The organism is Angustibacter peucedani (assembly GCF_054779595.1).
Window position 1 is genome coordinate 18,291 of sequence record NZ_BAAGXY010000081.1, and the last position, 25,324, is coordinate 43,614.

The 25,324-nt window shown below is 73.3% G+C and carries 27 protein-coding genes; 8 read left to right on the forward strand and 19 right to left on the reverse strand.

Annotation, left to right across the window (positions count from 1 at the left end; translation table 11 throughout):
• Nucleotides 1–34 precede the first annotated feature (34 nt).
• The 4 genes from fabF (at nt 35) to ACYVJ4_RS14460 (ending at nt 5,102) form a co-directional block, all read left to right on the forward strand.
• Nucleotides 35–1,288 carry a beta-ketoacyl-ACP synthase II gene (gene fabF / locus ACYVJ4_RS14445; RefSeq protein WP_460460834.1) on the forward strand — a complete coding sequence of 418 codons (1,254 nt, stop codon included), beginning with the start codon at nt 35–37 and terminating at the stop codon, nt 1,286–1,288.
• Nucleotides 1,285–2,709, forward strand: coding sequence for an acyl-CoA carboxylase subunit beta (locus ACYVJ4_RS14450; RefSeq protein WP_460460835.1), 1,425 nt, complete (start codon nt 1,285–1,287; stop codon nt 2,707–2,709). The genes fabF and ACYVJ4_RS14450 overlap by 4 nt, the downstream gene beginning before the upstream one ends.
• Before the next feature lie 155 nt (nt 2,710–2,864).
• Nucleotides 2,865–3,467, forward strand: a complete 603-nt coding sequence (locus ACYVJ4_RS14455) for a TetR/AcrR family transcriptional regulator (RefSeq protein WP_460460836.1) — start codon at nt 2,865–2,867, stop codon at nt 3,465–3,467.
• Nucleotides 3,468–3,536: 69 nt separating this feature from the next.
• Nucleotides 3,537–5,102 carry an MFS transporter gene (locus ACYVJ4_RS14460; protein WP_460460837.1) on the forward strand — a complete coding sequence of 522 codons (1,566 nt, stop codon included), beginning with the start codon at nt 3,537–3,539 and terminating at the stop codon, nt 5,100–5,102.
• Nucleotides 5,103–5,202: 100 nt separating this feature from the next.
• Here the strand turns inward: ACYVJ4_RS14460 and ACYVJ4_RS14465 are convergent, their stop codons facing one another.
• A complete protein-coding gene (locus tag ACYVJ4_RS14465) occupies nt 5,203–5,706 on the reverse strand; it encodes a DUF3145 domain-containing protein (protein ID WP_460460838.1) in 504 nt (167 codons plus the stop codon).
• A gap of 237 nt (nt 5,707–5,943) precedes the next feature.
• Between ACYVJ4_RS14465 and ACYVJ4_RS14470 the strand changes: the two genes are divergently transcribed.
• The 4 genes from ACYVJ4_RS14470 to ACYVJ4_RS14485 are packed head-to-tail and all read left to right on the forward strand — an operon-like array spanning nt 5,944 to nt 9,382.
• Nucleotides 5,944–6,369: a hypothetical protein gene (locus tag ACYVJ4_RS14470; RefSeq protein WP_460460839.1), complete on the forward strand. Its 426-nt coding sequence runs from the start codon at nt 5,944–5,946 to the stop codon at nt 6,367–6,369.
• Between the two features lie 41 nt (nt 6,370–6,410).
• Nucleotides 6,411–8,030: a diguanylate cyclase domain-containing protein gene (locus ACYVJ4_RS14475; RefSeq protein ID WP_460460840.1), complete on the forward strand. Its 1,620-nt coding sequence runs from the start codon at nt 6,411–6,413 to the stop codon at nt 8,028–8,030.
• Between the two features lie 4 nt (nt 8,031–8,034).
• Nucleotides 8,035–9,057: a phosphotransferase enzyme family protein gene (locus ACYVJ4_RS14480; RefSeq protein ID WP_460460841.1), complete on the forward strand. Its 1,023-nt coding sequence runs from the start codon at nt 8,035–8,037 to the stop codon at nt 9,055–9,057.
• Nucleotides 9,058–9,115: 58 nt separating this feature from the next.
• Nucleotides 9,116–9,382 carry a DUF1905 domain-containing protein gene (locus ACYVJ4_RS14485; protein ID WP_460460842.1) on the forward strand — a complete coding sequence of 89 codons (267 nt, stop codon included), beginning with the start codon at nt 9,116–9,118 and terminating at the stop codon, nt 9,380–9,382.
• 405 nt (nt 9,383–9,787) lie between these two features.
• Here ACYVJ4_RS14485 and ACYVJ4_RS14490 read toward each other — a convergent pair whose 3' ends face one another.
• From ACYVJ4_RS14490 to ACYVJ4_RS14575, 18 genes are all read right to left on the reverse strand, one after another.
• Nucleotides 9,788–11,002, reverse strand: a complete 1,215-nt coding sequence (locus tag ACYVJ4_RS14490; protein ID WP_460460843.1) for an EAL and HDOD domain-containing protein — start codon at nt 11,000–11,002, stop codon at nt 9,788–9,790.
• Nucleotides 11,003–11,039: 37 nt separating this feature from the next.
• On the reverse strand, nt 11,040–11,288 hold the full coding sequence (csrA, locus tag ACYVJ4_RS14495) for a carbon storage regulator CsrA (RefSeq protein ID WP_460460844.1): 249 nt from the start codon (nt 11,286–11,288) through the stop codon (nt 11,040–11,042).
• 22 nt (nt 11,289–11,310) lie between these two features.
• Nucleotides 11,311–12,843 carry a hypothetical protein gene (locus tag ACYVJ4_RS14500; protein WP_460460845.1) on the reverse strand — a complete coding sequence of 511 codons (1,533 nt, stop codon included), beginning with the start codon at nt 12,841–12,843 and terminating at the stop codon, nt 11,311–11,313.
• Nucleotides 12,833–14,836, reverse strand: coding sequence for a flagellar biosynthesis protein FlhA (gene flhA, locus ACYVJ4_RS14505; protein ID WP_460460846.1), 2,004 nt, complete (start codon nt 14,834–14,836; stop codon nt 12,833–12,835). Before flhA ends, ACYVJ4_RS14500 begins: the two co-directional genes overlap by 11 nt.
• 170 nt (nt 14,837–15,006) lie before the next feature.
• On the reverse strand, nt 15,007–16,095 hold the full coding sequence (locus tag ACYVJ4_RS14510) for an EscU/YscU/HrcU family type III secretion system export apparatus switch protein (RefSeq protein ID WP_460460847.1): 1,089 nt from the start codon (nt 16,093–16,095) through the stop codon (nt 15,007–15,009).
• On the reverse strand, nt 16,092–16,856 hold the full coding sequence (locus ACYVJ4_RS14515) for a flagellar biosynthetic protein FliR (protein WP_460460848.1): 765 nt from the start codon (nt 16,854–16,856) through the stop codon (nt 16,092–16,094). Before ACYVJ4_RS14515 ends, ACYVJ4_RS14510 begins: the two co-directional genes overlap by 4 nt.
• A gap of 3 nt (nt 16,857–16,859) precedes the next feature.
• Nucleotides 16,860–17,135 carry a flagellar biosynthesis protein FliQ gene (gene fliQ, locus ACYVJ4_RS14520; RefSeq protein WP_460460849.1) on the reverse strand — a complete coding sequence of 92 codons (276 nt, stop codon included), beginning with the start codon at nt 17,133–17,135 and terminating at the stop codon, nt 16,860–16,862.
• A gap of 6 nt (nt 17,136–17,141) precedes the next feature.
• Nucleotides 17,142–18,011: a flagellar type III secretion system pore protein FliP gene (gene fliP, locus ACYVJ4_RS14525; RefSeq protein WP_460460863.1), complete on the reverse strand. Its 870-nt coding sequence runs from the start codon at nt 18,009–18,011 to the stop codon at nt 17,142–17,144.
• On the reverse strand, nt 18,011–18,484 hold the full coding sequence (locus ACYVJ4_RS14530) for a flagellar biosynthetic protein FliO (protein WP_460460850.1): 474 nt from the start codon (nt 18,482–18,484) through the stop codon (nt 18,011–18,013). Before ACYVJ4_RS14530 ends, fliP begins: the two co-directional genes overlap by 1 nt.
• A complete protein-coding gene (fliN, locus tag ACYVJ4_RS14535; protein WP_460460851.1) occupies nt 18,484–19,218 on the reverse strand; it encodes a flagellar motor switch protein FliN in 735 nt (244 codons plus the stop codon). The genes ACYVJ4_RS14530 and fliN overlap by 1 nt, the downstream gene beginning before the upstream one ends.
• Nucleotides 19,215–20,147, reverse strand: coding sequence for a flagellar motor switch protein FliM (locus ACYVJ4_RS14540; protein WP_460460852.1), 933 nt, complete (start codon nt 20,145–20,147; stop codon nt 19,215–19,217). The genes fliN and ACYVJ4_RS14540 overlap by 4 nt, the downstream gene beginning before the upstream one ends.
• 101 nt (nt 20,148–20,248) lie before the next feature.
• Complete coding sequence (locus tag ACYVJ4_RS14545) at nt 20,249–20,722, reverse strand: flagellar basal body-associated FliL family protein (RefSeq protein WP_460460853.1); 474 nt, start codon at nt 20,720–20,722, stop codon at nt 20,249–20,251.
• A 31-nt stretch (nt 20,723–20,753) separates the two neighbouring features.
• Nucleotides 20,754–21,677, reverse strand: a complete 924-nt coding sequence (locus ACYVJ4_RS14550; protein WP_460460854.1) for a flagellar motor protein MotB — start codon at nt 21,675–21,677, stop codon at nt 20,754–20,756.
• The gene (locus tag ACYVJ4_RS14555) at nt 21,677–22,450 is read right to left on the reverse strand and encodes a flagellar motor protein (protein ID WP_460460855.1); all 774 of its coding nucleotides are present in this window, start codon (nt 22,448–22,450) and stop codon (nt 21,677–21,679) included. The genes ACYVJ4_RS14550 and ACYVJ4_RS14555 overlap by 1 nt, the downstream gene beginning before the upstream one ends.
• A 1-nt stretch (nt 22,451) precedes the next feature.
• Nucleotides 22,452–22,742: a flagellar FlbD family protein gene (locus ACYVJ4_RS14560; RefSeq protein WP_460460856.1), complete on the reverse strand. Its 291-nt coding sequence runs from the start codon at nt 22,740–22,742 to the stop codon at nt 22,452–22,454.
• A gap of 179 nt (nt 22,743–22,921) precedes the next feature.
• Nucleotides 22,922–24,100: a flagellar hook protein FlgE gene (locus tag ACYVJ4_RS14565; protein ID WP_460460857.1), complete on the reverse strand. Its 1,179-nt coding sequence runs from the start codon at nt 24,098–24,100 to the stop codon at nt 22,922–22,924.
• Nucleotides 24,101–24,237: 137 nt separating this feature from the next.
• Nucleotides 24,238–24,672: a flagellar hook assembly protein FlgD gene (locus tag ACYVJ4_RS14570; RefSeq protein ID WP_460460858.1), complete on the reverse strand. Its 435-nt coding sequence runs from the start codon at nt 24,670–24,672 to the stop codon at nt 24,238–24,240.
• Nucleotides 24,673–24,727: 55 nt separating this feature from the next.
• Nucleotides 24,728–25,324: flagellar hook-length control protein FliK (locus tag ACYVJ4_RS14575; RefSeq protein WP_460460859.1), on the reverse strand; the 597-nt coding region annotated here is incomplete at its 5' end.

Sequence of the window (25,324 nt, forward strand, 5' to 3'; positions counted from 1 at the left end):
CGCACCACTCGACGTCCTAGGAGCTGACCCGAGCATGGCCACGAGCCAGAACCGTCGTGTCGTCGTCACCGGCCTCGGCGCGACCACCCCCCTCGGCGGTGACGTCGCCACGACCTGGCAGGCCGCCCTCGACGGGACCTCCGGCGCGCGCACGCTGACCCAGGACTGGGTCGCCGAGCTCGAGCTGCCGGTGACCTTCGCGGCCTCGGTCGCCGTCCCGCCCGCGGAGCAGCTCGCCCGCGTCGAGACCCGCCGGCTCGACCCGTCCGGCCAGTACGCACTCGTCGCCGCCCGCGAGGCCTGGGCCGACGCCGGCTCGCCCGAGGTCGACGGCGAGCGCCTCGGCGTCGTCGTCGCCAGCGGCATCGGCGGCGTCTGGACGCTGCTCAGCTCGTACGACACGTTGAAGGAGAAGGGCCCTCGCCGGGTCTTCCCGCTCACGGTGCCGATGCTCATGCCCAACGGCCCGGCCGCGGCGGTCAGCCTCGAGCTCGGCGCGCGGGCCGGCGTCCACACGCCGGTGAGCGCGTGCGCGTCCGGCGCCGAGGCGATGAGCTACGCGGTCGACATGATCCGCTCGGGCCGCGCGGACGTCGTCGTCGCCGGTGGCACCGAGGCGGCCATCCACCCGCTGCCGATCGCCGGGTTCGCCGCCATGCAGGCGCTCTCGACCCGCAACGACGACCCGGCCACCGCGAGCCGCCCCTACGACGTCACGCGCGACGGCTTCGTCCTCGGCGAGGGCGCGGGCGTCGTCGTCCTGGAGTCCGAGGAGCACGCGAAGGCGCGCGGGGCGAAGATCTACGCCGAGCTCGCCGGCGCTGGCCTGACCAGCGACGCGCACCACATCGCCGCCCCCGACCCCGAGGGCACCGGCGCGGCGCGGGCCATGCGCGCCGCCCTGGAGGCGGCAGGCGCCACCGCGTCCGACGTCGTGCACCTCAACGCCCACGCCACCTCGACGCCCGTCGGCGACACCGCCGAGGCCGTGTCGATCCGCGCCGCCCTGGGCGACGCCACCGACGGCGTCTGCGTCTCGGCCACCAAGTCCATGACCGGCCACCTGCTCGGCGCGGCCGGCGCGGTCGAGGGCATCTTCACGATCCTGGCCCTGCACCACCGCCTCGCCCCGCCGACCATCAACGTCGACCAGCTCGACCCCGAGGTCTCGCTGGACGTCGTCGTCGACAAGCCGCGCCAGCTGCCGGACGGCGACCTGCTGGCCCTGAACAACTCGTTCGGGTTCGGCGGCCACAACGTCGCCCTCGCGATCCGGAGCGCCTCATGACCGCCACCACCCCCCGTGCCGACTCCGACCTCCAGGTCGAGGTCGACCCGCGCGACCCTCAGCTGCGGCTCGGCATCTTCTTCGACGAGGGCAGCGTCGAGCTGCTCACCGAGCGCGACGACAGCGGCATGCTCGCCGCGCGCGGCACCGTGCAGGGCACGCCTGCCGTGGCGTTCGCCAGCGACGCCACGATCCAGGGCGGCGCGATGGGCGAGGCCGGCTGCAAGGTCGTCCTGACGGCCTACGAGCGGGCGCTCGCCGACGGCGTGCCGGTCGTCGGCCTGTGGCACTCCGGCGGCGCCCGGCTGCGCGAGGGCGTCGTCTCGCTGCACGCCGTGGGCGAGGTCTTCGCGATCATGACCCGCGCGTCGGGCAAGATCCCGCAGATCTCGGTGGTCATCGGCGCGGCCGCGGGCGGCGCCGCGTACGGCCCGGCGCTCACCGACATCGTCATCCTCGGCCCGGACGGCCGGGTCTTCGTCACCGGCCCGGACGTCGTCCGCTCGGTCACCGGCGAGAACGTCGACGCGCTGCGGCTGGGTGGTCCCGAGCCGCACGGCCGTCGCTCGGGCGTCGTCCACGTCGTCACCGAGACCACCGAGGCCGCGTACGAGCAGGCCCAGCTCGTGACGGCGCTGCTCGGCGCCCAGGGCGAGATGGACCGCTCGGCCGTCGAGGAGCGCGACCTGGCCGGGCTGCTCCCCGAGTCCACCAAGCGCGCGTACGACGTGCACCCGCTGGTCGAGAACGTCCTCGACGACCCGGCCACCACGGTCGAGCTCTTCCCCCGCTGGGCGCCGAACATCGTCACGACGCTCGGCCGGCTCGGCGGTCGCACCGTCGGCGTCATCGCCAACAACCCGATGCGCCTCGGCGGCTGCCTGGACTCCTCGTCGGCCGAGAAGGCGGCGCGGTTCGTGCGCATGTGCGACGCGTTCGGCGTGCCGCTGGTGGTCGTCGTCGACGTCCCGGGGTACCTGCCCGGCGTCGGGCAGGAGTGGGACGGCGTGGTGCGCCGCGGCGCCAAGCTGCTGCACGCCTTCGCCGAGGCCACGGTGCCGCGCGTGACGCTGGTGACCCGCAAGGCGTACGGCGGGGCGTACATCGCGATGAACAGCCGCTCGCTGGGCGCCACGAAGGTCTTCGCGTGGCCCGGTGCGCAGCTGGCCGTCATGGGTGCGGTCGCCGCGGTGCGGATCCTGCACCGCCGCAAGCTGGCCGAGGTGCCGGACGACGCCCGCGCCGACGTCGAGGCCGAGCTCGCGGCCGAGCACGAGGTGCTCGCCGGCGGCCTGCCGCGCGCCGTCGAGATCGGCGTCGTCGACGAGGTCGTCGAGCCGTCCGACACCCGCGGCGCGCTCGCCCGCGCCATCGACGAGGGCCCGAAGGTGCGCGGCCAGCACGGCAACATCCCGCTGTAACCGCCCGCTCCCGTCGCCCCAGGACGCCCGACGACCCGCCGGACCACCCGTCCGGCGGGTCGTCGGCGTCCGGGGTTGCACGCCGTCGTCCGGCGGGTCTATCGTCATCGATGGAACGAAACCGTTTCGTTTCATCCAGGTGACCGGGAGGTGTCGTGAGCACGACCGACGAGCGCACCCGCCCCCGCGTCGAGGGCGAGCGCGAGGAGCAGATCTTCGCCGCTGCGCTCGGCCTGCTCAGCGAGGTCGGTTACGACCGGCTGACGATGGACGCCGTCGCTGGCGCCGCCCGGGCCAGCAAGGCCACGCTCTACCGCCGCTGGTCGACCAAGGCCGACCTCGTCGTCGACGCCGTCTCCCGGGCCGCCTGCGTGCCCTCGCCGGACGTCGTCGACACCGGCTCGCTGCGCGGCGACCTGCTGCACCTGGCCTGCGACGACGGCGGCTTCACCGACCAGGTGCCGATGGGCGTCATGGTCGCCCTGGTCACGGCGCTGCACCGTGAGCCCGAGCTGCGCGCCGCCTTCGACCGCGAGTTCCTCGAGCCGCGGCTGGCCCTGACCCGCTCGCTGTTCGAGCGCGCCGCCGAGCGCGGCGAGCTGGCCGAGGGCGCCGACGTCGACCTGCTGGCGCAGGTGCTGCCTGCCCTCGTCGTCCACCGGGTGTTCGTCACCGGCCAGCACCCCACGCCGGACTTCGTCGAGCGCGCGATCGACGAGGTGCTGCTGCCCGCCTGCCGGGCCGAGACCTCGCGCTGAACCACCTGCCGCCGGCAGCGTCGCCGGCCCTCCCACCCCGCACGACCCGAGCAGAAGGACGACGACCCGATGTCCCAGGACACCCTGACCACCGACGCGGTGGTCCCCGAGCCGCCGGCGGACGACGCCGGTCACGGCCACCGCCACCTCGGCATCGCGCTGGCGCTGATCAGCGCCGCGCAGCTCATGGTCGTGCTCGACGGCACGATCGTGAACATCGCGCTGCCGCACATCCAGACCGACCTCGACTTCACGCCGGCCAACCTGTCGTGGGTCGTCAACGCCTACACGCTGGCCTTCGGCGGCCTGCTGCTGCTCGGCGGTCGCCTCGGCGACCTGCTCGGCCGTCGCAAGGTCTTCATGGCCGGCGTCGGCGTCTTCGCGCTGGCGTCGTTCTTCGGCGGCGTGGCCCAGAGCGAGGGCCAGATGCTCGCCGCCCGCGTGCTGCAGGGCATCGGCGCCGCGGTGGCCTCCCCCACCGCCCTGTCGCTGATCACCACGACCTTCCCCGCGGGGCCCGCGCGCAACCGCGCCTTCGGCGTCTACGCCGCGATGTCGGGCGCCGGCGCGGCGGTCGGCCTGATCCTCGGCGGCGTGCTCACCGAGTACGACTGGCGCTGGACCTTCTTCATCAACGTGCCGATCGGCCTGCTGGTGCTCGCGCTGGCGCCCCGCTTCCTCGGCGAGTCCGCCCGCGAGACCGGCGGCTTCGACCTGCCCGGTGCCCTCACCGCCACCGCCGGCCTGGTGTCCCTGGTGTACGGCCTGACCCACGCGGCCACCACCAGCTGGGGCAACAGCACGACGCTCGTCACCATCGTCGCCGGCCTGGTGCTCATCGCGGTCTTCCTGCTCGTCGAGCAGCGCTCGAAGCACGCGCTCATGCCGTTCCGCGTGCTGGCCGACCGCACCCGCGCCGTGAGCTACGTGGTGATGCTGGTCGTCGGCGCCGGCATGTTCGCGATGTTCTACTTCCTGGGCCTCTACATCCAGCAGGTGCTGGGCTACAGCTCGCTCAAGGCCGGCTTCTCGTTCCTGCCGTTCTCGGTGGGCATCGTGGTCGCCGCCCAGCTCGCCTCGACGCTGGTCTCGCGGGTCGACCCGCGCTGGATCTCCGGCGCCGGCGGACTGCTCGCCACCGGCGGCATGCTCGGCATGGCCCAGCTCGAGGTCGGCTCGTCGTACGTCACCGGCCTGCTGCCGTGGATCCTGCTGCTCTCGTTCGGCCTGGGCCTGGTGTTCGTGCCGCTCACGCTGACCGCGGTCAGCGGCGTGGCCCGCGAGGACTCCGGCGTCGCCTCGGCGGTGCTCAACACCATGCAGCAGGTGGGCGGCTCGCTCGGCCTGGCCACCCTGTCGACCGTGGCGGTCTCGGCCGCCACCGACAAGGCGCACTCGCTGGCCGCCGCGCTGCAGGCCAAGGCCGCCGCCGGCGGTGCGGCGCCGACGGCCGACCAGCTGGCCGCCGCGCAGCACCAGATCGCGCTGGCCGCGCAGACGCACGGCGCCACCCGGGCCTTCCTCGTCGCCGCGGCGATGGTGCTCGGCGGCACGCTCATCATCCTGCTGGGGCTCGACGTCAAGCACGAGACGTTGGCGAACGACGGCGAGACGCCGGCGGTGCACGTCGGCTGACCGACGACGTCCGGACGACGGGCCGTCGACCTGCTCCTTGGAGCGGGTCGGCGGCCCGTGGTCGTGCGCGGCGGTGCGCCCGGCGGGTGCGCCCGGAGGGTCAGCCCACGCGGTGCAGCCAGCGCACGGGGGCGCCGTCCCCGGCGTAGCGGAAGGGCTCGAGCTCGTCGTCCCAGGCGCGGCCCAGCACGGTGTCGATCTCGCCGGCCAGCAGCACGGCGTCGCCCCCGGAGGCCTTGACCGCGGCGCGCAGCCGGTCCTCGCCGACGAGCACGTCGCCGTGCACGCCGACCACGGCGTGGTGCACGCCCAACGTCGGCGTGTGGCTCCAGCGCGCGCCGTCGGCGCTCGCGCTGGGCTCCTCGGTGACCTCGAAGCGCAGCTTGCCCCAGCCGCGCAGCGCCGAGGTCAGGTGCGCGCCGGTGCCCGCCTCGCCCTGCCAGCTCAGCTCGGTGCGCCAGGTCCCGGGCTCGGCCGGCTGCGCGGTCCAGTCCAGGTGCAGGCGTGCGTCGAGGACGCCGCCGAGCGCCCACTCCACGTGCGGGCACAGCGCCGGCGGCGCTGCGTGCACGAAGACGACACCACGCGTCGTCGCTGCAGACATCACGACCTCCTCAGGCCTCGAGGGACGTCTTCCCCAACGACCTCGGACCAGGGGCGTGCACAGCGCGGGCTGGTGTACGGCGCGGCGGACCACGCTGGCGCCATTGTGCCCCACCGGCCCCGTCCGCACCAGCCCTCCCCCGGGTCCTTGCCCCAAGATCCGATGGGCCGAGGGGGTGAAGTGCGGGCCCGTGCGTGCCGATGGAGGGGGCAGGCGTTCTGGAGGAGGACGAGAGCCGTGGAGAACAGCGAAGTGCTGATGGCGGAGGCGTACGACGAGGGCGTCGTCTCCGAGGTGATCCGTCCTGCGGCGATCGTGCCGGAGGAGGCGGCTCGGGCCGTGCTGGTCGAGCTGGCGCTGCGCGACGTCCAGAACGGCGGGGTGTGGCAGTCCGAGCCCCAGCTGTGGAGCCTGTACGACCGGCCCTGGCACGGCTACAACAACCCCTCCGGCGCGGAGCTCATCGGGACCATCCAGGTCGCGTACGGCACGCCCACCAAGTACGAGATCACGATCTACCGTGTCACCGTCACGCGGTTCGGCGTGGAGCACGGCTTCACCGTGCACAGCCTCACCGACGCGGCGCTGGAGTTCGGGGGCTTGACCCTCGACGCCTGCCCGCGCGCGACCCTGTCCGCCCCTCCCCGACCGTTCAAGTACTGACCCGTCAGGCTTGAGCGGCGGCCGCACCACGAGGGGGTGGCATGGTCGCCCCGGCACCGCAGCCGCCCCTGGTGGGCCTGGCCGACCTGGCCCGCGTGCTGCACACCGCGGCCAGCTGCCCGGACGTCGTCGAACTCGTCGTCCGCGCCGCGCTCGACCTCACCGGCGCCGACAGCGCCCACGTGAGCCGGTTCGACCTGCCACACGGCATGGTGCGCGTGCTGCGCAACGCGGGCGAGCTCGCCGAGTGGGAGCAGGAGCACCCGAACGACGAGAGCTACCAGATCGCGGACCTGCCCCAGACCGCCATGACGGTCGAGGAGGCCGGTCCGTGGTGCGGCGCCGTCGGCGACGACGGCACCAGCGCCGCCGACCAAGCGCTGCTCGAGATGGTCGGCAAGCGTGTGGGCGCCAGCGTGCCGGTGGTCGTCGAGGGACAGGTCTGGGGCGAGATCTACCTGGCCCGCGTCGACGACCGGCCGTTCACCGACGACGAGGTCGCCACGGCCGAGCTGCTCGGGGCGCTCGCCGGCGCGGCCGTGATGCGGCTCGAGGGCCACGAGCAGGTCATGCGCCTGGCGCTCACCGACCCGCTCACCGGGCTGGCCAACCGCCGGGCGGTCGACCAGGCGCTGGAGACGTGGGCCGCGGACGCCGACCGGTCGTCGTCCATGACCGTGGTGCTGTGCGACGTCAACGGGCTCAAGCAGGTCAACGACCAGCACGGGCACCCGGCCGGCGACCGGCTGCTGCGCGAGATCGGCGGCCTGGTGTCGGTGGCGGCCGGCCGGCTGCCCGGCGGGCTCGCGGCCCGGCTCGGCGGCGACGAGTTCCTCATCGCCTCACCCGACCCGGAGGTCGGGCAGGTCGCCGAGGTGGTGCAGGACCTGGCTGCCGCGGCACGTGCGCTCAAGCTCGGCGGCGGGCTCTCGTGCGGCATCGCGGCCGGGCGCGACCTGCCGCGCGCCGAGCCGACCCCGACCTCGCGCGCCCGCTCGCTGATGAAGCTGGCCGACGCCGAGCAGTACCGCCACAAGCTCGCCCTGCGGCAGGGCCAGGACGACGTCCCCGAGCGCTGGACCGGCGCCGAGGACGGGTTCCTCGTCACCCGCGTCAGCCGCGTGACCGACCGGCTGCGCTCGCCCGAGCCGGTGGTCGACCACCTGGCGACCGTCGCGGCGGAGGTCTGCTCGGCGTCGTCCGGTGCGGCGTGGTGGGTCAGCACGGTCGACGTCGCGGCAGGCACGGTCGTGGCCGCGCAGTGCGGCACCCCGCGCCCGGACGACGCGCGCGACGGCGAGTGGCCGGACGTCGAGCTCGACCCCACCGTGTACCTGCTGGCCGACTACCCCGCGACGCAGCGCGCGATCGGCGGCCGCAGCATCTACGTCGACTCGTTCAGCGGCGACGCGAGCGAGCGGCACCTGCTGGCTCAGACCGGGTTCTCCTCGCTGGTGGCCGCGGGCGGCCGCGCGACGGACGGCTCCACGTGGCTGGTCGAGATCTACGGCGACGCCTTCACAACCGAGCTGCACCGGGCCGAGCCGCTGCTGCAGGCGCTGACGTCGTTGGCGCTGCAGGCCCCGACGCCCTCGACGCCCGGGCTGCCCCTGCCCCGTCAGAACTCCCGAGACGCGCAGGACGCCCGCCCGGCATGCTGAGCGCGTGGACGTCGACACGTTGCACGCGTGGGTGCGCGAGGACTTCGGTCTCGAGCTCTCGTTCGTCGAGCCGCTGACGCTCGGCTCGGACGCCGCCGCCGCGCTGTGGCGGGCGACGACCTCGGAGGGCGAGCGGCTGGCCGTGAAGTGGACCGGCGGCGGTTCGACGGCCGGGCTCGAGCTGCCCGCGCTGCTGGCGTCCCGCGGGGTGCCCGGGGTGCTGGGTGCGCTGCCGTCGCTGGGTGGTGCGCGGTGGACCGAGCGCGAGGGCCGGCGGCTCGTCGTCCAGCCGTGGTTGGACGGCCCGCGACCCGCGCGCTCGACGGTGCTGCCGGCGCACTGGGCGGCGCTCGGCGCGCTGCTCGGGCAGGTGCACGAGGTCGACGTCGCGTCGCTGCCCGTCGACGTCCCGCGCGAGACGCACGACCCGACTGCGCTCGTGACTCAGGTGCGGGACGCCGATGCCCGGTGGCGTTCTGCTGCAACGGATCTGGACGCGCTCGACAGAGTCGCGTCCGCCGCCGTGCGGGCCTGGTGCGCGGTGTCGGACGACGTCCTGGCCGTGGCGTCGGCAGCAGTCGCCCTGGCTCCTCGGCTGCAGGCCGACGAGTCGCCGCTGGTGCTCTGCCACGCCGACCCGCACCTGGGCAACGTGCTGCTGCACGGCGAGCGCTGGGTGTGGCTGCTCGACTGGGACGACGCCGTCCTGGCCCATCCCGAGGCCGACCTGATGTTCGTGCTGGACGGCGGGGTGCTGGCCGGCCAGCCGGTGCGGGACGGCGACCGGGCGGCGTTCGAGTCCGGGTACCTCGCACACCGGGGTGAACTCGTTGCGCCGCAACCGCACCGGCTCGCCTACTACCAGTGCACGCGGGGCCTGTGGGACGCCGTCGACTGGACGGCACGGGCGGTCGAGGGCGCGTCTCCGGCCGACCGCCTCGAGGCGCTGGCGATCGCGCGGTCGGTGCTCTCGCCGTGCGGGCTCGTCGCCGCCGCGCTGCGCACCGTGCGGTCGCTCGACGGCTGACCGATGACTTCGCGGGTCGCCGGTGGTCTCATGAGCAGGACGAGGTGAGGAGACCCCCATGGACGAGCAGTTCACGGCCCGGCTGCGCAAGAGCCCGGCCGACGGCGGCTGGACCTACCTGGTGTGGGACCGGTCGGTCGAGTACTTCGGCACGCGCGGGCTGGTGAAGGTCGCCGGCACGGTGGACGGCCACCCGTTCGAGAGCTCGTTCATGGCGCTCGGCGACGGCACCCACAAGCTGCCCGTCAAGGCGTCGGTGCGCAAGGCGATCGGCAAGGGCGAGGGCGACGAGGTGACGGTCCGCCTCACCGCCCGCCGCGACTGACCGCTCCCCCGCCGTGATCATGCGATCCGGCCCGCCCGCGCGATCGACGCGTACGCACTCATCTGCCGAGGACCGCCCTCGCATCTGCAGCAGCGGGTGATGGACGGGTGCGGCCGTGGGTGCGGCGGCGACGTCGTGATCGCAGCACCTCCGCCGCACCCACGCCCGCACCCAACCAGCGAGCGGCGCCTCGTGGCAGCGCAGCTGCCGTCCCGATCTGCCGCGCTGAGGGCTCGGTGCGAGTGGGCGCTCGTGAGACGGTGGAACTGCGTGGCCCCGGGCCAAGGCCCGCTCCGCCGCTCGCGCTAGACGGATCGTCGTCGACGGTTCTGAGACTGACCAGGCATGGCAGTCGGGTTGCGAGGTACAGCTCGGGGTCGCGTGGTTCCACCACCGGCACGTGACTCAGCGCATGGTGAGGAGCTCGTGGCCCCAGACGACGGCTGCGAGGTGCGCCATCTGGACGTCGAGCGCGGCGTCGACGTCGAAGCCGGAGATGTGCCGGTCGACGTCGCGCACCAGCAGCCCGAGGTCGCCCGCGCCGTCCAGCACCGCGTCGCGGATCGGTTGCGCCGCACCGACGGTGTCGAGCATCTGACCCGGCGCGACGCCGGACTTCTCGGCGAGCGCGGCCACCAGCCCGGCGAGGAACGCCTCTCCCGGCCGCACCTCGCCGCGCGTCTTGGCGACGAGCAGGCACGCGCGCGCTCGCACCAGCACCTCGACCGACGACATCGAGTCGCTCTCGTCCTCGCCGGCGACGAGCATCAGCGCGATCCAGCCCGACAGCGTGGCCGGCCCGACCAGCACCAGCGCCTGCTGCACCGAGCTGATCGCCCGGCCGGTGCCGGCGGCGGCGCTGTTGGCCATGCGCAGCGTGCGCACGGTGAGCATGGGGTCGGAGCTCACCAGCTCCTCGATCTCGCGCAGGTCGTGCTCGTCCTGCGACAGCGCGGTGAGCAGCCGCAGGCAGACGACGTGCCGCGGCGACATCGCGATCGACGGCTGGTCGGCGGGGCGCGCGTACCAGTAGCCCTGGAACAGGTCGAAGCCCGCGGCGACAGCGCGCGCGTGCGTGGCGGCGTCCTCGACCTTCTCGGCCACGACGACCAGGCCCTGGCCGTGCAGACGGTCGACCAGGCCGGGCCACTGCTCGGCCGGCGTCTGCAGGACGTCGACCTTGACCAGGTCCGCGAGGGACAGCAGCAGCTCGGCCGACGAGCCGGCCACGAAGTCGTCCAGCGCGATCCGGAAGCCGTGGTCGCGCAGCGCGGTCACGCGCTCGACGACGGCGGCGTCGACCTCGACGTGCTCGAGCACCTCGATGACGGTCTGCTCCGCGGGCGCCAGCGCGATCAGGTCGCCGAGCAGCATCCCGTGGTCGACGTTCAGGAACAGCGGGTGGCCGCCGCCGAGGCGCTGCCATCCGAGGTCGCAGGCCGCGGTGACGAGGACGTCGGCCGTCGCCCGGTCGCCGCCGACCTCGCGCGGGTCGGCCCCGCGGAACAGCAGCTCGTACCCGTGCAGTCGACCGCTGCGGTCGACGATCGGCTGGCGCGCCAGCGACGCGGAGGCTGCGGCCTGGTCGGCGCCGAGGGCGGTTCCGGAGGTCGTCGTCACCCGTCCTGCATCGGCAGGCGGCCGCGGGGTCTTGAGGTCAGGCGGGACCCGACGGGCGGCGCTGGCGCACGGCGTCCTGCAGGGCCGCGAGGGCGCCCTCGCTCGTCGCGGCGGCGGCCTGGTTGGCGGCCTTGACCGCCTCGTAGACCTCCTGCCGGTGGATCTGGACGTGCCGGGGGGCGTCGACGCCGATCCGCACGACGTCACCCTTGACGTCGAGCACGCGGATCACCACGTCGTCGCCGATGACCAGGCTCTCGCCGATCCTCCGCGTCAGTACGAGCATCGCCCCAGCATAGGTGCCGAGGTCAGCTCCAGCGGTCCAGGCACGGCGCGGCCCACGCGCCGAGCGTGGCGGGCTGCCCGTCGAGCCAGGTCACCTGGACGCCGATCTCGAGCAGCCGCAGCGGGGTCGGCGACTCCAGCACGCCCTGCGCCGCGACGTGGTCGACCCCGCGACCGTGGCCGCCGAGCGCCGCGACGCGCTCGCGGGTGATGGCCGGGTCCCAGCGCGCGTCGACGACGCCGGTGACGGCGGTGGCACCCAGGGCGCCGACCCGGCGTCCGGCCCCGCGGGCGCTGGCGCGCGTCGTCCCGGCGTCGACGACGACGAGCACGCCGCCGTCGGGCTGCACGGCCGCGCGGGCGCGGTCGGCGAGCTCCTCGGGCGCCTCGTCGGACCGCTCGGTGAGGACGACGTCGCCGTCCTCGCCGATCGCGGCGGCCCAGGCGTGGGCCAGCTGGTAGGCGTCGGCCGCGTCGCCCACGACGACCTGGACGCCGCGCAGCGCACCGGGCGCGGGCACGGCGAGGTCGGCCAGGACGTCGAGCAGCGCGGTGCGGGGGTCGGCCTCGGGGGTCGGCGCGAGCTCGCGGACCGGCAGGCCCAGCGCGGCGACCGCCTCGGGCACGATCATCGGGCGGCTGGCGTGCCGGGCGACGTACTGCCGCTCCGGGACGACGGCCTCGACCACCTCGACCGCGGCCACGGAGGGCGCCGGGGACGCGAGCAGCGGGGCCGGCTCGACCACCGGGGCCGTCATGGCGGCCAGGGCCTCCAGCACCGAGGGCGCGTGCGGCGCCGCGAGGGCGGCAGCGGCCGGCTCGACGACCTCGACCTGCTCGGCGGCGACGGCCTGGACGGGGACGTCCTCGACGGCGGCGGCGAAGCGGGCCGTGCCCTGGGGGAAGCGGGCGGCCGGGTACAGGTCGTGGGCGGGGATCCCGAACGCGGCCGGGTCCAGCTGCGGCATCGCGAGCGCCGGCAGGTCGAGCTCGGGCACCGCGACGGCCTCGGCCTCGAGGGCGCCGACGGCGCTCACGGGCTCGGTCAGCACGCGCGGCGTGGCAGCCGCGAAGCCGCCCTGCGCGGGGATGAACGGCACCGGCTGCGGCCGGCCCTCGGGCACGGCGCGGGCGACGAGGTCGCGCACCAGGTGGTCGAAGGACTCCGACTCGGTCGACAGCGGGCGGCCGGCCGGGCGCGAGGGCTCCTGGCCGCCGTCCTGGCCGTCGGCCATCGCGAGCAGCTCCTCGAGGGACGACGGCGCGCCACGGCCCTGCTGGGGCTCGGTGTCGAAGGTGGTCACGGCGGGGTCCTCCTGGAGCTGGGACGTCGTGGTGCGAGCGGGAGCGGCGGAGCTGGGAGCAGCGGGGGCGGGCTGGGCAGCGGCGGCGGACGGCTCGTCGACGGCGACGGCCACCTCGTAGCGGCGGCGGGCGAAGAACCCGGCGACGCCGCCGACGAGCTTCTGCTCCGCGTGGACGATGCGGGCGTCGGGGCCGTGCTCGGCGCGGACGCGGGCGAGCAGCTCGTCGATGTCGGATCCCTCAAGCAGCAATCGCTGTGCCACAGCTGACCACTCCCGTCGTCTCGATCCTCAGGCTGGCGTCGATCTCGGCGTACGAGAGCACCGGCAGGCGCGGGACGTGCGGCGCGAGCAGGCGGCGCAGCGGTGCGCGGACGACGGGCGGGCAGACGAGCACGGGCGAGCGGCCCTCGCGCTCGGCACCGAGCAGGGCCTGGGCGGCGGCGTCGACCAGCCGCTCGACCGTGCCGCCGGGAAGGGCGATGACACCGCCGCTCTCACCGGGACGGACGGCCTCGACGAGCTGCTGCTCGAGCATCGGGTCGAGGGTGAGCACCTGCAGCAGGCCGTCGCGCGCCCAGGTGTCGCAGATGGCGGGGCCGAGCGCGAGGCGCGAGGCCTCGACCAGCCCGTCGAGGTCGGCGCCGGCCTTGGCCCGCTGCGAGAGCGCCTCGAAGACGCGCACGAGGTCGCGCACCGAGATGCCCTCGGCCAGCAGGCCCTGCAGGACGCGCTGCACCTCGCCGGTGGTCATCAGCGCGGGCGTGAGCTCCTCGACGACGACGGGGTGGGTGCGGCGCACCGACTCCACCAGGGCCTTGACGTCCTCGCGGCCGAGCAGCCGCGCGGCGTGGGTCTGAACGACCTCGGCCAGGTGCGTGATCAGCACGCTCGAGCGGTCGACGACGGACGCGCCGTACAGCTCGGCCTGCTGCCGCGCCTCGGCCGGCACCCACTTGCCGGCCAGGCCGAAGACGGGCTCGGTCGTCGGGCGGCCGGGGACGGCGTCCAGGTTGTCGCCGATGGCGAGCACGTGCCCGGGCGGGGCCTGGCCCTTGCCGACCTCGACCCCACTGATCCGGATCGAGTAGCCGGACGTCGGCAGGTCGAGGCTGTCGCGCGTGCGCACGGGCGGCATGACGAGGCCGAGCTGCAGGGCGAGCTTGCGGCGCAGGGCACGGACCCGGTCGAGCAGGTCGCCGCCGACGCCGGTGTCGACCAGGTCGACGAGGTCCGGCGCGAGCACGACCTCGAGCGGGTCGACGCGCATCTCGCCCATGAGGGCCTCGGGCGTCTCGTCGTTCGAGGGCTCGTCGTCGAGGGTGACTGCCTCGAGCTCCTTGGCGGCGGCCGCACGCGACGACACGCGCTGGGCCACCAGCAGCACCACGCCGCCGACGACCAGGAAGGGCAGCTTGGGCAGACCCGGGAGCAGCGCGATGCCGATCGCGGCGGCGCCGGCGATGTAGAGCGCCCGCGGCTGCGCGCCGATCTGGGCGGCGGCGTCCGAGCCCATGTCGCCGTGGCTGGTCGAGCGGGTCACGATGAGGCCGGTGGCGACCGAGAGCAGCAGCGCGGGGATCTGCGAGACCAGGCCGTCGCCGATCGTCAGCAGGCTGTACGAGTGCAGCGCCTCGGCGGGCGACATGCCGCGCTGCAGCATGCCGATCGCGAAGCCGCCGATGAGGTTGATGATCGTGATGACGATGGCGGCGACGGCGTCGCCCTTGACGAACTTCGAGCCACCGTCCATGGCGCCGTAGAAGTCGGCCTCGGCGGCGACGTCCTCGCGGCGGCGGCGGGCCTCGTCCTCGTCGATCAGCCCCGAGTTCAGGTCGGCGTCGATCGCCATCTGCTTGCCGGGCATGGCGTCGAGGGTGAAGCGGGCGCCGACCTCGGCGACGCGGCCGGCACCGTTGGTGATGACCGCGAACTGGATCACCACGAGGATCAGGAAGATCACCAGGCCGATGACCAGCGAGCCGCCGACCACGAAGTGCCCGAAGGAGTCGATGACCTTGCCGGCGTAGCCGTCGCGCAGCACCAGGCGCGTGGCCGACACGTTGAGCGAGAGCCGCAGCAGGGTCAGGACGAGGATCAGCGAGGGGAAGACCGCGAAGTCCAGGGGCCGCTTGATGTAGATCGACACCAGCAGCACGGTGATGGCCGCCGTGATGTTGAAGGCGATCAGCAGGTCCAGGAGGGCAGACGGCAGCGGCACGACGAGCAGCAGGACGACGCCCACCACACCGATCGGCAGAGCTAGCTGGCTGGCACGAGAGGACACGGACACCGGGGCCTTGGGTATCGGGGCCGGTCCTTGGCCTCAGCGGTCGCCGTCCTGGCGGTCACGGCTCGCCGTCCGGCGGGCCATGTACTCCCTCGGCAGCCCGCCGCAGAACCTTGAGCGGCGGGTCAGCGGGCGCCGGCGCCCGCGGGCACCACGTGCGAGCCGGCGGCCACGCCACGGGCCCGCAGCCCCATGACGAAGGCCAGCACCTGGGCCACGGCGGCGTAGAGCTCGGCCGGGATCTCCTGCCCGATCTCGCACGCGGCGTGGAGCGCGCGGGCGAGCGGCACGTCCTGCACCAGCGGCACGCGGGCCTCGGTGGCCCGCTCGCGGATCGCGGCTGCGACCGGCCCGGCGCCCTTGGCCACGACGGTGGGCGCGCCCTTGCCGGGCTGGTAGCGCAGCGCGACGGCCACGTGCGTCGGGTTCACCAGGACGACGTCCGCGCTGGCGATGTCGGCCATCATCCGGTTGCGGCTCATGGCGATCTGCCGCGAGCGCCGCGCGCCCTTGACGTGCGGGTCGCCCTCGGCCTGCTTGTGCTCCTGCATGATGTCGTGCTTGCTCATGCGGATCTGCTTGTTGATGTGGCGGCGCTTGACCAGGTAGTCGCCGACCGCCATGACGAGGCCGACGAGCACGCTGGCCCGCACGAGGTTCAGCACGCCCTCGCCCGTGACCGTCAGGGTCGAGATCAGCGGGGCGTCGGTGGCACCGGTGAGCCGCGGCAGCGTCGCCTTCACGATCGCCCACAGGACGACGGCGAGCAGCGCGGTCTTGACCAGGATCTTGGCCGCCTCCCACCAGGTCATCAGCCCGGCGAGCCGCTTGACGCCCTGGACGAGGTTCAGCGACTTGAAGCTGGGCTTGAGGCGCTTGGTGGCGGGGTGCAGCCCGCCCTGCACGGCGGAGGCCGCGATGCCGATCACCAGCAGCGCGAACGCGGTGGGCGCCAACGACATCGCGCCGTCGCGCAGGCCCTTGCCGAGCAGCGTGACCGCCCGGTCGGGGTCGGGGTCGATGATCGCCGCGTTCGCGCCCATCAGCAGGCTCATGACGACCTGGGACAGCGACTTCGCGGCCCGCGGCACCAGGTAGGTCGCGGCCAGGATCGCCAGCCAGGCGCCGACGTCCGGGCTGCGGGCGACCTGGCCCTCCTTGCGCGCCTGCTTGAGGCGCTTGGGAGTCGGCTTCTCGGTCTTCTCCCCGCTCATCCGCCCACCACCCGCACGAGCGTCGCGCCGACCGTCTCGGCCAGTCGCTGCGTCACCTGCGGCAGGGCCGCGATGGTGGTGCCGACCAGGGTGAGGGTCAGCAGGATCTTGAAGGGGAAGCCGAGCGAGAACGCGTTGAGAGCCGGTGCGACACGGGTCAGCAGGCCGAGCGCGACGTCGGCGAGGAACAGGATCGCCAGCAGCGGCGCGGCGATCTGCAGCGCGCTGAGCATCATCTGGCCAAGGCCGGTGGTCATCACCTTGCTGAGCGTCGCGAGGTCGAGCCCGCCGTCGAGCGGCACGGCCTGGTAGCTGCGCAGGAAGCCGTGCAGCACGAGCAGGTAGCCGCCCGACACCATCAGCAGCGTCGTGGCGATCATCTGGAAGGCCTTGCCGAACACCGCGTTGCCCTGCTGCATCAGCGGGTCGAAGGCGAACGACAGGGAGAACCCGCCGAACAGGTCGACGAGGTCACCGGCGGCCTGCACCGCCGTGAAGATCAGCAGGCACAGGAAACCCAGCGACGCGCCGACGACCAGCTGCAGCACCATGCCGGAGACGACGTCCGCGGTCTCCATGGCCGGCGGCCGCGAGCCCTTCATCGCGACGACCGGCAGCGCGATCGCCACCGAGAGCATGGCCTTGACCGGCACCGGGATCGACTTGTTGTTGAACGGCGGCGCGATGGCGAGGAACGCCCCGGCCCGCATGGCCCCGAGCAGCACCGTGAGCATCAGCTCCGCCGGCAGGTCGAGCCCCATGGCTCAGCCGTTCAGCAGGATCGTCGGTATGCGCTCGTACAGGTCGGTCGTGAAGCTCACCAGCTCGTGCAGCATCCAGTTGCCGCACACCACGATCACGATGCCGATCGCGATGGCCTTGGGCACGAAGCTGAGCGTCGCCTCCTGGATCTGCGTGACCGACTGGAACAGCGAGATGCCGAAGCCCACGGCGAGCGCGGTGAGCAGGATCGGCGCGCAGAGCTTGGCGGCCAGCAGGATCGACTGCAGACCGAGCTCGATGACGGTGGTGTCCTTCATGGCCGCCTACCGGTAGCTCGCGACGAGGGACTGGACGATCAGGCCCCATCCGTCCACGAGGACGAACAGCAGGAGCTTGAAGGGCAGTGACACCGTCACAGGCGGCAGCATCATCATGCCCATCGACATCAGCACGGCCGAGACGACCAGGTCGATGATGAGGAACGGCACGAAGATCAGGAACCCGATGACGAACGCCGAGCGCAGCTCGGACAGCACGAACGCCGGCACGAGGGTCGTCAGCGGCACGGTCGCCGCGTTCTTCGGCTTGGGCAGGCCCGCCGCCTTCGTGATGAGCGCGAGCTCCTCGGGCCGGGTCTTGCTGACCATGAACGTCTTCAGCGGCTTCACGCCGTCGTTGAACGCCTGCGACTGCGACTTGTCGCCCTTGAGGTAGGGCTGGACGCCGTCGTGGTTGACCTTGGTGAGCACGGGGCTCATGACGAACAGCGTGAGGAACAGCGCGAGACCGGCGAGCACCTGGTTGGGCGGTGTCGTCTGCAGGCCCAGCGCGTTGCGGGTGATGCCGAGCACCACGAAGATCTTGGTGAAGCTCGTCGTGAGCAGCAGCAGCGCGGGGGCGACCGACAGCGCAGTGACCGCCAGGATGATGACGATCGAGCTCGACGGCTTCTTGCCGCCCTCCCCCGTGCCACCGATCTGGATGTTGATGCCGCCGGCGCTGGGCGTCGTCGGCGCCTTCGGGCCGCTCGGCTTCGTGGTGCTGGTGTGCACGGCTGCCACGAGCGACGCCGAGCGCGCGGACGACGTCACGGCCGTCGGCGCAGCGGCCGCCGCCGGCTGCGAGAGGGCCACGGCGGCAGCACCGAGGAGCGCCAGCAGCAGGAGGAGCGCTGCGGCGCGGGCGCGCGCGATCACCTGCGCACCGTCATCTCTCGGACGGCGTCGACCGCCTTGGCCCAGGTCTGCGGCGACAGCGCCGAGCCGGCCAGGCCGCCCTGCGGGGCCTTGCGGTCGGCGGTGCGGGCCGCCGTCCGGGCCGCGGCGCGCGAGCCGGTGACCTGGACGGGCAGCGCGACGTCGGTGACGTCGTCCTGCACCGCCTCGAGGTCGGTCTCGGGCTGGGCCGGCAGCAGGTCGGCCAGCGGCTGCTCGCTGAGCAGCTCGACGCGGTGCTCGGTCACGCCGAGCACCAGGGCGCGCTCGCCCACCTGCACGACCGCCACGGACGACCGCTGCGCGAGCGGCTGGCGGGCGAGCACGTCGACCTCGATCCCGTGCTGGGTGCGTTGCTGTCCCTTGCGCAGGCCGCGAGCGGCCAGCCACAGCAGGACGAGGACGACGACCAGCGACAGGACGACGCGGCCGGCCAGGGCGAGCACCTCCATCAGTCGGTGCCCGGCAGGGAGGAGGAGACGAGCTCGGTGATCTTCAGCGCGTAGTCCTCGTCGACGACGACGACCTCGCCGCGGGCGATGAGGCGGCCGTTGACCAGCAGGTCGGCGGGGCTGCCGGCGAGCCGGTCGAGCTCGACGACGGCACCGGGCTGCAGGTTGAGCAGGTCGCGGACGGTCATGGTGGTGCGGCCCAGCTCCGCGCTGAGCTCCATGACGACGTCCTGCAGCAGCTCCAGGCCCGCGCCGGACACCGGCTGGCGGGTCTCGGCAGGCTGGGCGGCAGCGGCGTCGGACGACGACGCGACGGCCAGCCACGCGGCGGGGCCGGTCGGGCCGTCGAGCGCCACGACGGTGGCGTCGCGCCCGCCGAGCAGGCCGACCGCGCCGGCCTCGGTGGTCTCGGTGACGGTGACGACCGCGCGGAAGCCCAGGTCGCCGCGCAGGTGCGCGAGCGCGGGGCGCAGGGCGTCGACGAGCGGCAGCGGGCCCATCGGGGAGTCGGCGAGCGCGGTGGCGAGCGCGCGGTCGACGACGACCACCACGGTGCCCGGGCGCGCGCCGATGACCTCGGCGTGCACGCCGACCGCGTCCTGCGGGACGACGGCCGCGGCCTGCTCGAGGCCGGTGACGGCGCCCGCGCTGAGCGGGGCGCTGGTCGGCAGCAGGTCGGCGACGGCCTGGGCGGTGGCGACGACGTCCTGCTCGAGGGAGGTGGTGGTGGTCATTCGCTGGCCCTTCCAGGCAGTGAGGCGGTGATGAGGCAGGCGGCACGGGGGCCCTGCGCGCCGGCGACGCCGCGGGCGCACACGACGCCCGCGGAGACGACGTCGAGCGGTCGGTCGACCGGGTGGTCGAGGCGGACGACGTCCCCCTCGCGCAGGTTCAGCAGCTGGGTGGACGGCAGGGTGCGGGGCACGAAGCGCACCGACACCTCGACCGGGACGTCCTCGACGAGGGTGCTCATGGTCGAGCGGGCGCGGGCCCGTGCCGCGCGGACGACCGGGTCGTCCTGGCCGGCGTCGGTGCTGCGCACGGCGAGCACCGGGGCGGGCAGCGCGACGGTGGCCGGCGCCGAGAACTCGCCGATCGTCATGGTGAACGTCGCGACGATGTAGAGGTCGGTCGCGGCGGCCACCTGCACGAACTGCGGGTTGAACTCGAGCGCCTTGAGCGCGGGGCGCACCTCGGCGACGGCGGCCAGGCCGTAGCGCAGCTCGCCGAGCAGGCGCTCGACGACGCGCACGACGAGCTGGGTCTCGATCTCGGTCAGGACGCGCGAGGGCTGCTCGCCGCTCCCCTGCCCGCCGAGCATCCGCTCGATCGTCGTGAAGCCGGTCTCGGGCGAGATCTGCAGGAAGCCCGCGCCGGTGTGCGGCTCGGGCTGGAACACGGCCAGCAGGTTCGGCGAGGGCAGCGAGCTGACGTAGTCGTCGTAGCTGCGCTGCTCGACCCCGGCGAAGACCACCTGGCACTGCGAGCCGAGCTCGGAGCCGAGCACGGTCGCCCACTGGCGCGCGACGGTCTCGTAGACCATCTCGAGAAGGCGGCTGTGCTCGCGGGCCAGCTTGGTGGGACGCCGGAAGTCGTACGGCTGCGGCTCGGCGGTCGCCGGCGCACGGCCGGTACCGGTCTCGGCGCTGTCGTTCGAGGGCATGTGCGTTCATTCGGCAGACGCCCGCTCGGGCTTTACTCCGAACGGGGGAACATTTCCCGACGTCCGGCGGCTCCTGGCGCCTCGCGGGCGCCCGTCACGACCTACTGCATGACGAGGGTCGTGGGGTACAGGTCCATCACGTCCCCCTCGTACGCCTCCTCGATCGCCTTCGTCAGCGCCTCGACGGCCTTGCGACGCTCCTCGGTCTTGGCCAGCTTGGCCATGGACTGACCGCTGAACATGTCGATCGCGATGGCCAGCGCGTGGCTGGGGTCGGGCTCCTCCTTGACCGACTTGGTCAGCTGCAGGCCGAAGCCGAGCTTGAGGTAGTGGCCGTCGGCCAGGTTGATGCTCACCGGGTCGACCGCCAGCACGGCGCCCTTCTCCGGCTTCTTGGGCTCGGCGGGGCCGCCCTTGGGCTTCAGCACGAAGAACCACGCACCACCGCCGGCCAGGGCGAGCACCAGGACGGCGACGACGACGAGCTTGAGCTTGCCCTTCTTCTTCGGGGCGTCGCCGGCGTCGGCGCCGGCGGTGCCCGACCCGGGCGGGGCGGCGGTCAGGGTCGTGCTCACGATTCTCTCCTCGGTCATGGACATGACGGCGTCACAGGTCGGACAGCTGGGGGGCGATCTTGGGCAGGAGGTCGCGCACCTCGGGCGACTGGTCGCTGACCAGCACCAGGTCGACGCGACGGTTGAACCGGATCGAGCGCGGGTCCGAGGCGGGGTACAGCGGGCGCGACGAGCCGTAGCCGGTGGCCGACAGCCGGGTCTCGCGCACGCCGCCGGCGCCGGCGAGCCAGCGAACGACGCCCGCGGCCCGCGCACCGGACAGCTCCCAGTTCGTCGGGTACACCGAGCTGGTCAGGGTCAGGTGGTTGGCGTGACCCTCGACCGCGATGTCGTTGGGCAGGTCCTTGATGGCCGGGGTCACGGCCTGCAGCACCTGCACGCCGCGCGGACGCAGGTCCGCGCTCGCGTCGGCGAAGAACACGTCGTCGGAGACCAGCGCCACGACCAGCCCGCGCTCGGTCACCTTGAACCGGACGTCGTCCTGCAGGCCCTGGTGCTTCAGCGCCGCCCGGATCTTCTTCTCGATCCCGTCGAGGCGCTTGACCTCCTTGACCGCCGCTGCCTGGGTGGTGCCCTTGCCGGACCCGCCGGCTGTGCGGTTCTCGGTGCTGCCGCTGCTGGAGTCCTTGTAGCTGGTCTGGTTCTCGCCGGTCGGGGTGTTCTGCTTGACGCCGAGCCCGACGTCCATGTTGATCGCCTCGGGGACGACGCCGTCGTTCTCGGTGATGCCGGTGCCGCCGGAGACGGGGACGTTGACGGTGGCGCCGAAGCCGGAGGTCAGGCCCTCCTTCAGCGCGGCGAACTTGCGCTGGTCGACCTGGCTGATGGCGAACAGCACGATGAACAGCACCATGAGCAGCGTCATCATGTCGGCGTACGACACGAGCCAGCGCTCGTGGTTCTCGTGCTCCTCCTCGTGGGCGCCGCCGCGACGTCCGCCCTTGTGGGCGGACATCAGGCCGCTTCCTTCAGCGCGGCCGCGGCCTCCGGCGGCAGGAAGCTGAGCAGCTTCTGCTGCACCACGCGCGGGCTGGTGCCGGACTGGATGGCCAGGACGCCCTCGACGACGACCTCCATCTGGTGGCACTGCACCTCGGAGAGCCGCTTGAGCCGGCTCGCGATCGGCAGCCACATGACGTTGGCCGACAGCACGCCCCACAGGGTCGCGACGAACGCGCCCGCGATGAGGTGGCCGAGCTCGTCCGGCTTGTTGAGGTTCTCGAGCACGTGCACGAGACCGAGCACGGTGCCGATGATGCCGATGGTCGGCGCGTAGCCGCCCATGTCGGCGTAGAACTTCGCGGACTGCTTGTCGGCCGCGCGCTTGGTGTCGATCTGCGCGTACAGGATCTCGCGCAGCTCCTCGGGGTCGGCGCCGTCGATGGCGGCCTGCAGGCCCTCCTTGAGGAACGGGTCCTCGACGTCCTGCACCGCGGTCTCGAGCGCCAGCAGGCCCTCGCGCCGGGCGGACTCGGCCAGCTTGACGACGACCTCGACGGTGCCGTCGGCCGTGATCGGCTTGGCCAGCAGCGCGGTCTTCAGGGCGCCCAGCGAGCGCTTGAAGTCGCCGAGCAGACCGCCGGCCATGCCGGCGCCCAGCGTGCCGACGAACACCAGGATCAGCGGCGGGATGAGGAAGATGGCCATCGGGCTGCCGCCCTCGAGGATCATCGTGACGAAGATCGCTACGAAGGCGACGACGATGCCGATCAGCGTCGCCGGGTCCATGTCACGGCCTCCGGTGGGGCCGCAGCGGGATGGCGTCGGCGAGCGGCTGCTCGCCCTCGGCGGCCTGCTGGTCGGCGTCCTCCTGCGCGGTGGTGGCGAGGTGCTGCGCCAGCGCGACGACGGACGCGCGGTGGGTCAGCACGCGCTCGGTCAGCAGCTCGACCGACTCCGCGACGACGTACTTGGTGCCGTCGACGAGCGTGACGACGGTGTCCGGAGTGGCTTCGGCCTTCTGGATCAGGTCGGGGTTCAGCGCGAAGCCCGGCCCGTTGAGGCGAGTGAGGTGTATCACGAGATCCGTCCCTGGAAAGTCGCTGTGCGACCCGTCCGTGGGTCGCTCACCCCTCCCATCGGCCGACGTCCGGTGGTCCTGAGCGTTCCGTGCCCGTGCGTCACCCGACCAGCAGCCCGGACGACGAGACCCCCGGTCCCTGGGAGGGCCGGGGGTCTCGTCGTGCGAGCGGATCAGGGTCAGCGCTTGATGTTGACCAGGTCCTGCAGGATCTCGTCACCCGCGGAGATGATGCGCGAGTTCGCCTGGAAGCCGCGCTGGGCGACGATCAGGTTGGTGAACTCGGCGGCCAGGTCGACGTTCGACATCTCGAGCGCGCCACCGGCGAGCGCACCGCGCGAGCCGCTGCCGGCGGTGCCGACGTTGACCAGGCCCGAGTTGGTCGAGGCCACGTAGCCGGACGCGCCGGCCTTGGTCAGACCCGCCGGGTTGGCGAAGGTCGCGACGGCGATCTGGCCGAGCGACTTGGTCTGGCCGTTGCTGAACGTGCCGGTCATGACGCCGTCGCCGCCGATCGAGAAGCCCTGCAGCGTGCCGGCCGCGGCGCCGTTGGCCGATGCGACGCCCAGCGTGCTGAGGCCCGAGTAGCCGGTCAGGCCGCTGAGGTCGACCGTGATGCCGCCGAGCGACATCGAGGTCGGGTTCGGCGTGGTGCCGTCGGTGTCGAAGGTGAGCGTGCCGGTCGAGGTGGTGGTGCCGTCGGTGATCGACACGTCCCAGGTCGTGGCCGACGTCCGGGTGAACGAGGCGTTGAGGGTGCGCGCCTTGCCCTGCACGTCGTAGACGTCGATCGAGGTCTGCGGGGTGCTGGTCAGCGTGCCGTCGGCCGGGAGGTTGCCGCTGAGCTTGACGTCGTCCGTGGCCTGCGGGGCGATGGTCGACGAGATCGGGATCGACAGGTTGCCGATCTGCGCGTTGACGTTGATGGTGCCGTTGGCGTCGGCCATCCAGCCCTGCACGATGCCGCCGTCCGGGCCGACGAGGCGGCCCTGCGCGTCGAAGTTCAGCGCGCCGTTGCGGGTGTACACGTTCTGCCCGTTGAGCTTCTCGACGAAGAACCCGTCGCCCTGGATCATCACGTCGGCGCTGCGGCCGGTGCTCTGGGCGGCGCCCGGGTTGAAGTTGGTGGTGATCGCCGCGACGCGCACGCCGAGGCCGATCTGCGCGGGGTTGGTGCCGCCGCGGAAGCTGGACGGCGCGCCCGAGCCCTGGATGAGCTGGCTCAGGGTGTCCTGGAAGACGGTGTTGGACGCCTTGAAGCCCGTCGTGTTGACGTTGGCGATGTTGTTGCCGACGACGTCCATCATCGTCTGGTTGGCCCGCAGGCCGCTGATGCCGGAGTACAGCGAACGAAGCATGGTCTTCTCCTCAGGAGAACGGCTCGGTTGGTTCCGGGCCGTCGGTGTGATCTCGGTGCATCCGTGCACCAGGGGATCGCGTCCATGCTTGGTCTGCGTCGGGTCAGGTCTGACCCCTCGTACTGGTCTTCGGCAGGTCAGGCCCCAGACCTGACCGTCGTGATCTGGGAGAGCGGCACGACCTGGCCGCCCACGGTGACGGTGGGCTCGGCCGTGAGGCTGCCGCCGAACGTCGCCGACTGCACGACGCCCTGGTGGGACGCGCCCTCGGCGTCGACCCACGAGATCGGCTTGCCCACCAGGCTGCTCGCGGCCAGGCCCTGCTGCAGCGAGAGCGCCGCGGTGGAGTCCTTGGCCATCTGCTCCAGCTTCTCGACCTGCGTGAACTGCGCGGTCTGCGCCATGAACTCGCTGCTGTCGACGGGCTTGGACGGGTCCTGGTACTTCAGCTGCGCCACCAGGAGCTTGAGGAACGCGTCCTTGTCGAGCGAGGACTTGTCCTTGGTCGTGGCCGGCGTCTGCATCAGCTGGCTGATGGGGGTGACGACACCGGTGCTGATCGGGTCGGTCATCGGGGCTCCTGGTGGTGGGACGGGCTGGGGCTGAAGGGTTCTGGGGTCATCGCGCTCACACCGTCAGGTCGAGGCGGCGGCCGGGTCCGGGTGGCCGGACGACTGGTGCGACGTCCCGCTCGGGGCGCCACGGCGTCGGCTCGACCGTGCGCACCGGGCCGGCCTGGCGACGTCCGGGGGCGTCGTCCTGGTGGTGCGGCGCGGGCTGCTGGTCGGGTGCGCGGTCCGACACCTCGAGCTGCGCGACGTCGGTGACGCCGCCGTTCGCGAGGTCGGTGCGCAGGTCGGCCAGCGCGGCGCGCAGCACCTCGCGGGTCGCGTCGGTGGCGGCGTGCAGGTGCAGCGTGAGGCCGCCCTCCCCCATCGTCGCCACGACCTGCACGCTGCCGAGCTGCGCGGGGCGCAGCTGCACGCTGATGGTGTGCAGCCCGGACGTCGTCGCGGCGACCGCCGCGGCGAGGGCGCGCGGGCCGAGCTGGGCGGTGACGAGCTGGACGGGCACGGGCGGCGTCGCGCTGGACGTCGTCGCGGGTGTCGTCGCGGTCGCGGCCACCGGGGCCGGAACCGTTGCCGCCGTGGCGTTCCCGGCCGCGACGGCGGCCGCGGGAGCCGCCGGAGCCGCGGAGGCATCGGGGCGGGCGGCCGCGTCGAG